Origin of the sequence: Massilia sp. BKSP1R2A-1 (assembly GCF_050586525.1) — a bacterium.
Taxonomy (GTDB): Bacteria; Pseudomonadota; Gammaproteobacteria; order Burkholderiales; family Burkholderiaceae_D; genus Telluria.
In genome coordinates this window covers 114102-127645 of sequence record NZ_JBOBRE010000017.1, presented here as the reverse complement: position 1 = coordinate 127645, position 13544 = coordinate 114102, and the positions used below count along the sequence as shown (strand labels likewise).

At 67.4% G+C, this 13544-nt stretch carries 10 protein-coding genes; 6 read left to right on the top strand and 4 right to left on the bottom strand.

Annotated elements, in window-relative coordinates; translation table 11 throughout:
• Window positions 1-78: 78 nt before the first annotated feature.
• Complete coding sequence (locus ACQ7JA_RS22285; RefSeq protein WP_430901830.1) at window positions 79-810, bottom strand: FadR/GntR family transcriptional regulator; 732 nt, start codon at window positions 808-810, stop codon at window positions 79-81.
• 167 nt (window positions 811-977) lie between these two features.
• Here ACQ7JA_RS22285 and ACQ7JA_RS22280 point away from each other — a divergent pair, with 167 nt between their 5' ends.
• The 6 genes from ACQ7JA_RS22280 (at window position 978) to ACQ7JA_RS22255 (ending at window position 11182) form a co-directional block, all read left to right on the top strand.
• Window positions 978-1688, top strand: a complete 711-nt coding sequence (locus ACQ7JA_RS22280) for a rhamnogalacturonan acetylesterase (RefSeq protein WP_430901828.1) — start codon at window positions 978-980, stop codon at window positions 1686-1688.
• Window positions 1685-4852, top strand: a complete 3168-nt coding sequence (locus ACQ7JA_RS22275; protein WP_430901826.1) for a pectinesterase family protein — start codon at window positions 1685-1687, stop codon at window positions 4850-4852. Before ACQ7JA_RS22280 ends, ACQ7JA_RS22275 begins: the two co-directional genes overlap by 4 nt.
• Window positions 4853-4922: 70 nt before the next feature.
• Window positions 4923-5312, top strand: a complete 390-nt coding sequence (locus tag ACQ7JA_RS22270; protein ID WP_430901824.1) for a BlaI/MecI/CopY family transcriptional regulator — start codon at window positions 4923-4925, stop codon at window positions 5310-5312.
• A 196-nt stretch (window positions 5313-5508) separates the two neighbouring features.
• Window positions 5509-6207 (top strand): FadR/GntR family transcriptional regulator, encoded by a 699-nt coding sequence (locus ACQ7JA_RS22265; protein WP_430901822.1) that lies wholly within the window; start codon window positions 5509-5511, stop codon window positions 6205-6207.
• Between the two features lie 250 nt (window positions 6208-6457).
• Window positions 6458-9283 carry a TonB-dependent receptor gene (locus ACQ7JA_RS22260; RefSeq protein WP_430901820.1) on the top strand — a complete coding sequence of 942 codons (2826 nt, stop codon included), beginning with the start codon at window positions 6458-6460 and terminating at the stop codon, window positions 9281-9283.
• A gap of 84 nt (window positions 9284-9367) precedes the next feature.
• Complete coding sequence (locus tag ACQ7JA_RS22255) at window positions 9368-11182, top strand: glycoside hydrolase family 28 protein (protein WP_430901818.1); 1815 nt, start codon at window positions 9368-9370, stop codon at window positions 11180-11182.
• Window position 11183: 1 nt separating this feature from the next.
• On the opposite strand, the gene ACQ7JA_RS22250 is transcribed toward ACQ7JA_RS22255, so the two are convergent.
• The 3 genes from ACQ7JA_RS22250 to ACQ7JA_RS22240 form a co-directional block, all read right to left on the bottom strand.
• A complete protein-coding gene (locus ACQ7JA_RS22250) occupies window positions 11184-12056 on the bottom strand; it encodes a hypothetical protein (RefSeq protein WP_430901816.1) in 873 nt (290 codons plus the stop codon).
• Between the two features lie 78 nt (window positions 12057-12134).
• Window positions 12135-12611 carry an AtaL-like protein gene (locus tag ACQ7JA_RS22245; RefSeq protein ID WP_430901814.1) on the bottom strand — a complete coding sequence of 159 codons (477 nt, stop codon included), beginning with the start codon at window positions 12609-12611 and terminating at the stop codon, window positions 12135-12137.
• 13 nt (window positions 12612-12624) lie between these two features.
• Entirely contained in the window at window positions 12625-13485 is an 861-nt protein-coding gene (locus tag ACQ7JA_RS22240; protein ID WP_430901812.1) for an SDR family oxidoreductase, read from the bottom strand.
• Window positions 13486-13544: the final 59 nt, after the last annotated feature.

Here is a 13544-nt window from a genome sequence, read left to right as displayed (position 1 = left end):
AACGGCCGAGCGGCTGTTAGGTGCGGCGCTTGGTGTATTCAGCGCGGCGAACCCACACTGAACAGTGACAGCGCCTTTTTAATTCACCATGGACTCGAGGCGGCGCTGCGCCTCGACCAGCCGTTCACGGCTGTTGGACAGGTGGGTGCGCATGGCGGCGCGCGCCGCTTCCGGGTCGCGGCGCTCGATGGCGCGGTAGATGTCCTCGTGTTCGCGGCTGACGCGCTCGTTGAAATTGGCCGGCTTGTCCTGCTCGAGCTCCACCGTGTTCAGGCGTGCGCGCGGGATGATGGCGTTGCCCAGCTGGGCCAGGATGTCGGCGAAATAGCGGTTGCCGGTGGCCTGCGCGATCAGGAGGTGGAAGCGTTTGTCGGCCTCCGCCGCCGAGCGCCCCGCCGACATGGCGTCGATCATCTCGCTGAGCGCGGCGCCCAGTTCCTGCACCTGTTCGTCGCTGCGGCGCACGGCGGCCAGGCCCGCGGTTTCGGTCTCCACGCCGATGCGCAGCTCGAGGATGGACAGCACGTCGCGCAGGGTCAATATGCTCTCGGCGTCGATGCCCAGCCCGGACTGCGGCGCGGGTTCCAGCACGAAGGTGCCGATGCCGTGGCGGGTCTGCACCAGGCCCGACGCCTGCAGGTGCGAGATGGCTTCGCGCACCACGGTGCGGCTCACGCCATGCTGCGCCATCATCGACGATTCGGTGGGCAGCTTCTCGCCCGGCTTGAGCAGTCCCTGGCGGATGCTGCTGCTGATCTGTTCGACGACACCCTGGGCAAGATTGCGGGGTTTGCGCTGCGTGGGGAGCATGGAAAAATAGGGATAAGAAAGGGATAAGACGATTATATATCATCACAAGATGTCTGACGTCCTATGACAAGACATCTTCTTCCTTCCTCGTCTTTACAATCCGGACTGACCGCTTGATAAATTGGTCAGGCCAAAATAGAATCAGGCGAATCATCAGGAGACCGCCCATGCCCCGCTTCGCCCTTCCCTTCCTCTCCATGCTGCTGGCCGCCCACGTACAGGCCGCCCCGGCGCTGCCCGACCGCGTGATCCTGGTCGGCGATTCGACCATGGCCAGCACCACCGGCTACGGCGACGCCCTGTGCGCGCGCTTCACGCCGGAGACCAGCTGCCTGAACCTGGCGCGCGGCGGCCGCAGCTCGGGGAGCTTCCGCGCCGAAGGCCGCTGGGATGAGGTCACGAAGCTGCTGGGCGACGGCGCGGGCTTTCGCAAGACCTATGTACTGGTCCAGTTCGGCCACAACGACCAGCCGGGCAAACCGGGACGCTCCACCGACTTCGTCACCGAATTCCCCGCCAATATGAAACGCTACGTGGAAGAAGCGCGCGCGCTGGGCGGCGTGCCGGTGCTGGTGACGCCGCTCACCCGGCGCAGCTTCAAGGACGGCTATGTGCACAACGACCTGGCTCCCTGGGCCGCTACCGTGCGCGACGTCGCGCGCGCGACGAAGACGCCGCTGGTCGACCTGAATGCCCTCTCGCTGGCCGCCGTGCAGGCCATGGGGCCGCAGGAAGCCGACAAGCTCGCCCGCACCGGGGCCAATTTCGACTACACCCACCTGGGACCGGCGGGCGCCGAACGCTTTTCCGGCATCATGGCGAAGGAACTGGCGCGCAAGGTGCCTGCACTGGCAGCCGATATGCGAGGTGTGCGTTGAAGCCGCGCGCCACCCTCCTCGCACTGGCGCTGGCCGGCGCCTTCGGCCAGGCCGCAGCCAGCCCGGTCGCACTGACCGAGCGCCAGCATGCGCCCTCCGACGGCTGGGCCGCACAGAACGGCGGCACGCGCGGCGGGGCGCTCGCCAGGCCCGAGCACGTGTTCACGGTGCGCGACCGTACCCAATTGCTGGCGGCCCTTGGCGCGCAGGCGCCGGCGCGCATTGTGCGCGTGGCGGCCGTCATCGACATGAGCGAAGGCCGCGCCTTTGCGAACACGGGCGACCAGGCGCAGCGCGGCCTCGTGCGCATCCCTTCGCACACCACCCTGATCGGCGTGGCGCCTGGAGCAGGCTTCATCAATGGCAGCCTGCAGGTCGCGAACGCCGAGCAGGTCGTGATCCGCAACCTGGCGATCCGCAATCCCTGCGACGTGGGGCCGCGCTGGGATCCGCAGGACGGCGCCAGGGGCAACTGGAATTCTTCTTTCGATGGCATCACGGTGTCGGGCTCGCACCACGTCTGGATCGACCACAACAGCTTCACCGACGCGCCCGACACTGACGACAGGCAGCCGGTCGAAAACGGCAAGCTGAAGCAGTGCCACGACGGCGCCCTCGACATCAATGGGGGCGCGGATTTCGTCAGCGTCAGCTACAACCGTTTCGGCGAGCACGAGAAGAACATGCTGATCGGCTCGGGCGACCGCGCCAGCGGGGACCAGGGCCATTTGCGCATCACGCTCAAGGGCAACCTGTTCGAGCACGTCGCCGAACGCGCCCCGCGCGTGCGCTACGGCCAGGTGCACCTGCTGAACAACTACTACGCCGGCGACCGCAAGCATCCGGTCTATGCCCACGGCTACAGCGTCGGCGTCGCCCACGCCTCGCACATCATCTCGACCGCCAACGCCTTCGACGTCGCCGGCGCCACCGCCTGCAGGCAGGTCGTGCGCGATCCGGGCTCCAGCGCCGGCGTGTTCCAGGACAGCGGTTCGCTGCTGAACGGCGCAGCCTTGCAGGATTGTCCCCATGGCGGCGACGTCGGCTGGCGCGTGCCTTACCGCTTCACCGCCCTGCCGGCCGCCGAGGTGCCGCGCCATGTGCGCGAGAACGCCGGTCCGCAGGTCCTGCAGGGCGAGAGCGACGGCTTTGCCGAAGCGCGCCTGGTGCCGGGCCAGGGCGCGCCCTTCCTGCTGCGCGCGCGCCAGGACGCGAACGGCGACTGGCAGGGCGCGAGCCTGCAGCTGATCGACGGCGGCCGGGTGCTGCAGATCGAGCTGCTGGAGTCGCGCGGCGGCGAGATCAGGCGCATCAAGCAGGTGCGCCGCAATGCGCCGATGGCCGGCGTGCCCGTGGTGCTGCGTTTTGCGGCGGAGCCGGCGACCGGCCCGAACGCCAAGGGGCCCTCCTTGTCGATCTCGGTGGACGGCGACCGCGCCACCTGGCTGCTCGCCGCCGCCATGCCGGCCGTGCAGCCGGTCAGCTGGGACGCGGGCGGCAACACCTTGCTGGACCTGCGCAGCGGCCCGGCCGGCCTGCCGGAACGCGTGACCGTGCACGTGGGCGCCGACCGCATCGCCATGCAGGCCGGCGACGCGCCGGAAGCGATCCGCCTCGGCGGCGCGCAAGGCGTCGAGGCACACGCGGCCGATCCGCGCATCGCCTCCGTCGAGGCGGGCAATGGCAGCCTGCGCCTGACACCGCACGCGGCCGGCCGCACCACCGTCATGGTACGGAGCCTCGACGATCCGTGGGCGCAAGCCGTCTTCACGGTCGACGTGCAGGCGCCCTTCGCTGCGCCAGCCAGCACTGCCCTCCCCGCTTCGGCCGAGGTCCACCCGGCGCACGGCGCGCGCGGCGTGCCGCCGGATGCGCCGCTGCGCCTCGTGTTCGGCAAAGAACCCGTGCTGAGCGGTGAAGGCAGCGTGCGCGTCTACCGCAAGCGCGACGGGCTGCTGGTCGCCGTGGTCCGTCCCGGGGAAGCCATCACCGCGCTGGGGCCGCAATCGCGCCAGCGCCTGGTGCGCCAGCATCCGGTCAAGGTGGTCGGCAAGGAGCTCTACGTGCGCCTGCCGCAGCTGCTCGCATACGGTGAAGCGTACGAAGCGGTGATCGACGAGCGGCTGGTGCGCGCCGATGGATTCAAGGGCGCGCGCTGGTCTTTCCGCACCACGCCGTACAAGCCGGTCGGCGACAGCATCACCGTGGACGACGACGGCCGCGCCGATTTCCGCACGGTGCAGGGCGCGCTGGACTTCGCCATGGGCCTGCCGCGCGAGCAGGCGCTGACGGTGAACGTGCGCGACGGCGTCTATCCGGAGCTGCTCTACCTGGCCGACAAGGACAAGGTCACGCTGCGCGGCCAGAGCAGGGAAAGCACCATCATCCGCGCCGCTAACAGCGACACCCGCAATCCCGGTTCGGGCACTGGGCAGCTGGACGGCACACCGGGCTTCTCGGGCGGCCGCTCCCTCTTCCTGGCCCAGGACGTGGACCTGCTGGAGATCCGCGACATCGCCCTGCACAATAGCACCCTGCGCAGCGACGGCCATTCGGCCCAGGCGGAAACGATCTTCTTCAGTACCGACCGGGGACGCCTCTCGGTGCGCAACGCCCACTTCATCTCCGAACAGGACACCCTGCAGCTGACCGGCTACGCCTGGTTCTACCGCTCGCTCATCGAGGGCAACGTCGACTTCGTATGGGGGAACAACCGCGCCGCCCTGTTCGAGGAAAGCGAGCTGCGCACCGTCGGCGACAGCGCCAACAAGGAAAGCGGCGGCTACATCGTGCAGGCGCGCACCGTGGGCAAGGACGAGCCGGGCTTCGTCTTCCTGCGCTCGCGCATCACGCGCGGCCCGGGCCCCGCGGGCAACCTGCCGCCGGACGGCGCTACCTGGTTCGCGCGCTCGCCCGGCACGCCGAGCACCTGGGACAACGTCGCCTTCATCGAGTGCACGGTCGGCCCGCACATCGCGGAGGACGCCTGGTACCGCAAGCCGCTGCCCAATCCCCTGCAGGGCGGCTGGGTCGAATACGGCAACAGGACCGAGGACGGCCAGCCGCGCAGCTATGGCGGCGTCCAGCTCGATCGCGAAGCCGCCGCGCGCCTGTCCAGCCGCGCCACCGTATTCGCGGGCCGCGGCTGGAATCCGCAGCCTTAGGAAGCGCGCTTGACAGTACCGTTTACAGGTGTAATCATTGACTCCGATTACATCTGTAAATGGTACCGTCATGTCGAAACCGCCCGAAATCAATATCAGCGACGCCGAGTCGCACGTGATGGAAGTGCTGTGGCGCGCCCCCGGCCCGGTGGTGGCCGAGCAGGTCGTCGTGGCCCTCTCGGAAAGCCAGCACTGGCAGAGCGCCACCGTCAAGACCCTCCTGAACCGCCTGCTCAAGAAGGGCGCCATCGCCGCGCAGAAGGACGGGCGGCGCTTCCTCTACTCCGCCATCCTGCCGCGCGAAGCCTGGCTGGCGCGCGAAAGCGAGAGCCTGGTGCAGCGCCTCTTCGGCGGACGCATCGCGCCGCTGGTCGCCCACTTCGGCAGCCAGCGCAAGCTGTCGCAGGCCGACATCAAGGAACTGCGCAAGCTGATCGACGAGATGGACGATGGCCAGTGAACTCACCGCCCTCATGCTGCGCGGTGCGCTGTTCGCCAGCCTTGTCGATGACGGTATCGCCACAATCCTGAGCGCCCAGCCCAGCGGTGACAGGCCCGTTCGCATATAATTGGTTGGTCCACTTGCAACATTACCCGCGTCAAACTAAGATTCCTTGTTTGGCATCGGCCACCATTTATCCACGACGGACCCATCGATGAAGAAAACCGCTGCGCCGAACGAAAACGGCGCCAACGAACCACGGCTGTACCGGGTGGTGTCGAGCAGGATCGAGGAGCTGATCCGCGCGGAGAACATCCGCCCAGGCGAGCGCCTGCCGGCCGAACGCGAGCTGGCCACCAAGCTCGGCGTCAGCCGCACCTCGCTGCGCGAAGCCCTGATCGCCCTCGAACTGGGCGGCACGGTCGAGGTGCGCGGCGGCTCGGGGGTCTACGTCAGCGAGCAGGCCAAGCCGCAGGCCGAGGTGCCGACCGCCGGCCCCGGCCCCTTCGAAGTGCTGGCCGCGCGCCGACTGATCGAAGTCGAAGTGGCGGCGCTGGCCGCCAAGCACGCCAGCGACTCGGCCATCGACGCCATCCTGCGCGCGGTCGAAGAGATGGAACAGCACCATGAGGAACGCGCCGGCAACGAGTCGGCCGACCGCAACTTCCACCTGGCGATCGCCCGCGCCACCGGCAACAGCGCGATGGTCGGCGTGATCGAATACCTGTGGAGCCAGCGCGGCTCGCTGTGGCACAAGCTGAAGGAACACTTCCAGACCGAGGAACTGCGCCAGCAGACCCTGCTCGACCACCGCAACATCTTCGCCGCCATCGCCTCGCACGACGTCGCCGGCGCGCGCACCGCGATGCGTGCCCACCTCGACCGCGTCACCCGCACTTTCTCGCGCGGCTGATCCGCCTCGGCCGGGCAAGGGCCCGGCCATCCCCCCTCCTCGCTGTGCGACCGGTCCTGCTGCGCCAGGCGCGCGTCCGCAATCTTGCGCTTTCCACAATTGGCCCGACCAATCTGTATTTACATGCAGACCAGAAAATAACTGGCAAGTCCAGATTGCGAAAGCGGTCAGACCAAAGTAGAATCGTCGCCACCCCGCGTGATCCGGGAGGACCCTGGGCGCGCTTGACGAAAACAAAGCAGGAGACACAGTGAAACACCAGAACCGAATCACCGGGCCGCGCATGGCCCAACCGCGCTTCCTTCTGTCGGCAGTCTCTGTCGCGGTCATGGCCTTGATGAACACCGCCCAGGCGCAGGAAGCGCCGATGCAGCGTGTCGAAGTCACCGGCTCCTCGATCAAGCGCATCGCCAGCGAGAACGCCCTCCCCCTCACCACCATCAAGGCCGAAGAGCTGCTCAACCGCGGCCTGACCACGATGTCGGAAGTCGCCGTGGCCCTGACCGTGGCCTCGACCAACGAGCCGGTCGGCGGTGGCGGCAGCGGCACCATGATCAATATGCGCGGCCTGAACACCAACCGCACCCTGGTCCTGCTCAACGGCCGCCGCCTGGCCAACGAAGCGCTGGGCGACAGCTCGGTCAACGTCGACGTGATCCCGATGGCCGCCATCGAGCGTGTCGAGGTGCTGCGCGACGGCGCCTCGGCACTGTACGGCACCGACGCGATCGCCGGCGTGGTCAACTTCATCACCAAGCGCTCGATCACCGGCGTGACCGCCAGCGCCAGCACCGTGCAGCCGGAACAATCCGGCGGCGGCGCCCAGCGCCGCGCGGGCTTCGTGGCCGGCAAGGGCGACCTGGCGGTCGAGGGCTGGAACATCTATACCGCCGTCGACGTCCAGCGCCGCGATTCGCTGCTGCAGCGCGACCGCCCGAACATCACCGACCCGGCCAAGATCGCGCAACTGGGCGGCACGCCCTTCACCCCGAACACCTCGGGCGGTGCGGCTTCGCCTGCGAACTTCACCATCTACCGCAACGGCAAGTCGGCCAACATCACCGGCAATCCCTATTTCGCGGCCGGCTGCGTGACCCCGTACGCGGTCCAGACCACGATCCCGTCGACCCGCACCAATGCCAACGGCGGCAAGACCTGCATCACCGATCCGACCTACTATCCGGAACTGCTGCCGGAAGCCCAGCAGGCCACCATCTTCACCAAGGCCAGCCTGGCCCACGGCGACGGCGGCATCCTGAGCATCGAACTGAACCTGTCGAAGTCCTATATCGACGCCTCGGACGCGCCGCAGCCTTTCGGCGCCAGCACCGACTACGACCGCCTGACCGCCTCGCGCAAGCCGCTGATGATCACCAAGGCCAGCAAGTGGTATCCGGGCGGGAGCGGCGGCGTGCCGGCCGTGGCTGGCCTGAACGGCGAAGACCTGGCGTTGACCTGGAGCCTGGACGAACTCGGCGCGGTCACCACCCACGACGAGCAGCTCAACCACCGCCTGGTGGTGCAGGACGAAGGACAAATCAAGGGTTGGGACTATCGCGCCGGCGTCTCTTATGCCTACAGCCAGCGCAACATCGGCTTCCGCGACAACTTCGTGCGCACACCCGGCCTGTACGCGGGCGTCGCGCAGGGCATCCTGAACCCCTTCGGCCCGCAGGACCAGGCCGGCCGCGACTACCTGGAGAGCATCTCGGCCGACGGCCTCGAATACCGGAATGCCGATGTGCGCTACTACGGCGCCGACGTCAACCTGTCGCGCACCCTGATGGACCTCGGCGGCGGCGCCCTGGGCCTGGCGGTCGGCGCCGACTGGCACCGCGAGTCCTTCGAAGAGAACATGAACATGCTGGGCAACGAGGTCGTCTACAAGGTCTCGGGCACCCCGGGCCGCAACCCGAGCGGCTCGCGCCGCGTGGCCGGCATGTACGCCGAACTCGACGCCCCGGTGACGAAACAGCTGAACCTGAACTTCGCGGTGCGCGCCGACCACTTCAGCGACTTCGGCAACACCGTCAACCCGAAGGCCAGCTTCCGCTATCAACCCATGAAGCAGCTGATGCTGCGCGGTACCGTGAGCAAAGGCTTCCGTGCGCCGACCCTGCCGGAACTGTACGGCAGCGAGCGCACCCTGACCCCGTCGAGCTCGAACTGGGACGACCCGCTGCTCTGCCCGAGCGCCACCCCGGGCGTGACGGGCACCGGCACCCTGACGACGGACCCGCGCTACGCCGGCCTGAACCTCGACCCGACCCGCGTCTGCAACACCCGCCTGACCACGCTCACCGGCGCCAACCCGGACCTGGAGCCGGAAAAATCGAAGACCTACACGGTCGGCTTCGTGGTCGAGCCGTTCAAGAACTTCGTGGCCACCGTCGACTTCTGGAAGATCGACATGACCGGCACCATCGCCCAGGTCTCGGAAGACACGATCTTCAACAACATCGAGAAGTACGCCGACCTGTTCGTGCGTAATCCGGACGGCACCCTGCAGTACATCACGAAGACCCGCCTGAACATGGGCGGCCTGCGCACCCAGGGTATCGACATCGGCCTGAACTACGTGTATCCGACCTCGAGCTGGGGCCGCTTCGGCTTCTCGCTGGACGGCAGCTACACCGACAAGTACGAAGGCCAGAACGAATCCGGCGGCGAATGGTTCGACAGCGTCGGCAAGAACGGCGCCCTGTCCACCGGCGCGACCGCGTCGAACACCTATGTGTTCAAGTGGAAGCACCAGGCGCGCGTGAACTGGTCCTACGGTTCCTTCTTCGGCCAGCTGACGCAGCAGTACGCCTCGAGCTACGAAGACACCAACGCGCTGCCGACCCAGAAGCCGGGCCAGCCCTTCTTCAACCGCATCGCGCCGTACCGCGTCTACAACCTGTCGACCAGCTACAAGGTCAACAAGCAGCTGAAACTCGGCCTGGGCGTGAACAACCTGTTCGACGAGGATCCGCCGCTGTCGAACCAGCGCCTCTCGTCGCGCGTCGTGTTCGCACGTAACGTCGCCAAGCCGATCGGCCGTACCTTCACGGTGCGCGCGGACTACACCTTCTAAGTCCCTCCTGGACTGTGGCTTGCGCCGGGTGGGCCTGCTCCCATCCGGCGCTTTTTTTCGCACCTACGACAGCACGGAGACACCATGGCAATCAAGCAGATCAACCCACGACGCCGCGCACTGCTGCGCGCCGCTTCGGTCTCGGCGGCCGGCCTGGGCGTCGGCGCCCCGGCGCTGGCGGCGGCAAACAACGATCCCTGGGCCCGCGCCCAGGGCATCATCGACAAGTTCAGGAAGCCGCTCAGCTTCCCGAAGCGCGACTTCGCGATCACCGCGTATGGCGCCAAGGCCTGCGACGCGATCCAGGTGAGCGGCTTCGCGGCCCACCACGAGCCGGCCCAGGTCAGCACGCCGGCGCCCGGCGCCACCGACTGCTATGCGGCCATCGCCGCGGCGATCGCGGCCTGCAGCAAGGCCGGCGGCGGGCGCGTGCTGATCCCGGCCGGTAACTGGCTGGTGAAAGGGCCGATCGTCTTGAAGTCGAACGTCAACGTGCACCTCGCCAAGGGCGCCCACGTCTACTTCAGCAACGATCCCGAGGACTTCGCCAAATACGGCGACTACGACTGCGGCGAGCGCGGAAAACTCGTCATCTCGCGCTGGCAGAGCAACGACGTTCTCAACTATTCGCCCATGGTCTACGCCTACGGCCAGACCAATATCGCCCTCACCGGCGAAGACTGGACCAGCATCCTCGACGGCCAGGGCGGCGTGCCGCAGGCGAACGGCGACACCTGGTGGGACTGGAAGGGCAAGCGCAAGGCCGGCCCGCGCCAGCAGGAAGCGCAGACCGCCGTCAATCCCTTGAATCCTGCCTCGATCAGGAGTGTGGCGCCCGGCCTGAGCGATGCCCAGGTCGCGCTCATGGAGGGGAAAAACGACAAATGGCGCACGGACGAGGCCTACCTCCCGACCCTGTCGGAAGCGGGCGTGCCGGTGGCGAAGCGCGTGTTCGGGCGCGGCCATTATCTGCGTCCCTGCATGGTCGAATTCATCGGCTGCACGAACGTGCTGCTGCAGGGTTACCAGTTGAACCAGTCGCCGTTCTGGCAGCACCATCCGGTCAATTGCAGCATGCTCGCGATCCGCGGCGTGCACATGAACAGCCTCGGGCCGAACAGCGACGGCTTCGATCCGGAAGCCTGCGACACCGTGCTGGTGGAGAACTGCACCTTCAATAGCGGCGACGACTGCATCGCGATCAAGGCCGGCAAGAACCTCGACACCCAGTTCGGTCCGACCCAGAACGTGGTGATCCAGCACTGCGTGATGAACAGCGGCCATGGCGGCGTCACGCTGGGCAGCGAGATGTCGGGCGGGATCCAGCACGTGTATGCGCAGGACATCGAGTTCCGCAACGCGCACTGGGCGAGCGACCCGCTGAACATCGCGATCCGCCTCAAGACGAACATGAACCGCGGCGGCTTCCTGCGCCACTTCTACGTGCGCAACGTCACCATGCCCAATGGCGTAAACCTCAAGCCCCAGTTCTACACGCCGATTCCCGGCGGACCGATTCCCCCCAAGTCGGTGGCGGCGGGCGCCGGAGGCGTCATCACCTTCGACTGCGATTACGCGCCCAACGCCGACAATGTGCGCACCCGCCCGCCCGTGGTGGAACACATCCACATCTCGGGCGTGAAGGTGGGGAACGTCGAAACCCGCGATGGACCGCGGTCCTGCTACCAGGCAGTGCTGCTGCTCGGCCCCGTCGCCTTCGACTACAACGGCGACAAGCCGGTGGAGATCCTGCCGATCCGCGACGTCACCATCAGCGACTGCGACTTCGGCACGCCGGTCAATGCGGCGCAGCCGATCTACACCTTCAACGTGAAGAACGTCGTCCTGCGCAACGTGACCATCGCGGGCAAGGTGTTCAATACGACCCTGCAGGCCTGAGTCAGCCCGCTTCGCGCAGCAGCCGGCCGACCCGCTCCATCCTGGCCTTCACGGCCGGGAAGGCCAGCGGCTCGTAGCGCCTGATCTGCTTGCCGGCGGCGTCGCTGAGCGTGATCACCAGCGCGCCGCCGCGCCGTGCGATGTCGTGCCAGGTCATGAGTTCCGCCACGTCTTCCGGCGCCGCCGCCGTCGCATACAGGCTCACGAAAGGCGTGCGCGCCAGCGCATCGTAGACTTCGTCGGCACGGGCGAGCGGAACCGGGGGCGCGCGCCTGAATGGCGTCGTGGCCGCGGGCGAACCGGACAGGCTTGGCGCCAGGACCGTGCGATCCTCCCAGATACCGGAGACGAAAGGGCTGCCCGGCGCCGTGCTGAGCCCAAGGGCCGAGTCGACCACATGGCTCGCCTCGTGCAGCAGTACATAGCCCAGGGCATCCATGCCGCTTGCCTCCACGGTGACGATGCGCCCCGATCCATCGGCCCCGAAGAGACGGCGCTCCTTCGTGCTCAGGAAATCGCCGAGGGATTCCGCCAGCAGGCTGGCGCGCAGCGTGATGTCGAATTGGCCGGAATCCCCGACTTTCGAGGTCAGGCCGGTGCCATGTCCGGGAATGCCGTCGACGAAACTCAGGCGCCGCAGCTTTTTCTCCAGGATGCCACGGTGCAGGGACGGCAGTGCGGCCAGCGCCGCGTCGATCCGGATGCGCTCCGCAGGCGTCAGGACATGCGGCCTGACCTCGCGCATGCCGGCCTGCTCGAAGATGGCGATGACTTCGTTTTCCGGCGGCGCCACCCGTCCGGCCAGTCCTTGTGCGCCGGCCTGGCCGGCAAGCAGCAGCGCGGCGGCTGCAACAGCAAGCAGTGTTCGCTTCATTCCTGTCTCCCCGTTGATCCGCAAGCATACCGTGAAATCCTGACCGGCAGCCGGAAACCCACCGCATGCACGCCGCCGTCAGGCAAGCCGTCCTTCGGCCAGCAGCGCGCGGGTGCGCTCCAGGGTCGACAGCAACGCCGCGCGATAACCCTTGTCGCTGTCCATCATGGCCTGCTCGGCCTGTTCTTCCGGCCCGCCCGGCGCCCTGCCGCGCAGGCCGAGGTAGCAGTAGAAGCGCAGCTGCAGGCTTCCCTCCTCGTCCTCGAACAGCTCATTGACGATGACGCCTTCGCGGGGGCCGCCGGCCTGGAAGAAGCTGACCTTGTAGCCTGGCTCGAAGACGACGATCTCGCGCAGGTCGGCGCCGCCGATGGTCGCTTCGCGCACGAAGTGGGTCGTACTCTCCTCGACCACGTCGCAGCGGGTGCACAAGCCCTGGGGCAGGAAGAGACGCGCGTCACGCGCCTTCAGCATAAGGCCGGCCCACGCCTGCTCGCGGGTCAAGGGAGTGTCGCCCGCGGGATTCACAGGGACGGTGGCGGTCGAATAGATCATGATGGCTCTCCTTTCAGGCGATGGACGCCGCAAATTCCCGGTAGCTGCGCAGCGGACGGCCCAGCAGCGCGGTCAGGCGCCCGACGTCTCCTGCTTCGGGGGCCATGCCCTCGCTGAGGAAACGCGCTGCCATCAGGCCCATGTCGTAGGCCATCCAGCCAGGCATGAAGCGGCGCAGGTTCTGTTCGAAGGCAGCGGTGTCGTCGCCACCGTAGGCGACCGGGCGTCCCAGGACCTCGGCCCAGATCCGGGCAACGTCCTCGCCCGTCAGGGAGTCCGGACCGACCAGGTTGTAGCGCTCGAGCGGCATGGGGCGGCTCGCTTCCTCACGATGGAGCAGCGCGACGGCCGCGATCTCGGCGATGTCGCTTGTCGCGATCATTGCCAGGCCCTTGCCGCCGATCGGCATCGGATAGACGCCGTATTCACGCACCACGTCCAGCACGGTCGCATCGTTCTCCATGAAGTAGGCGGGACGCAGGATGGTGGCGCTGAAGCCCAGGTCTTCGATCACGCGTTCGACCCCGTACTTGCCGGCGAAGTGCGGCACGTTGAGGTAACGGTCGCTGTGGATGACAGAGAGGTAGACCAGGCGCTCGATGCCGGCCTCCTTCGCCAGGTTCAGCGCGACGAGGGCTTGGGTAAATTCGTCCGGTGCGACGGCATTGAGCAGGAACAGGGTGGATACGCCCTGGTAAGCGTTGCGCAGGGAGTCGGGGTCGAGCAGGTCGCCTTGCACGACGTCGACGCCCGGGGCGAAGTCGGCTTTCGCCGGATTGCGCACCAGTGCGCGCACCTTGGCGCCGCGCTGGACGAGTTGCTGGACGACCTGGCGGCCGATCTGGCCGGTTGCGCCGGTAACGAGCATGGTCATGGTGTTCTCCTGTGGTGGTTGAAAAGGTGAGTCCATGGTATTGATCCCACAGGCGGACC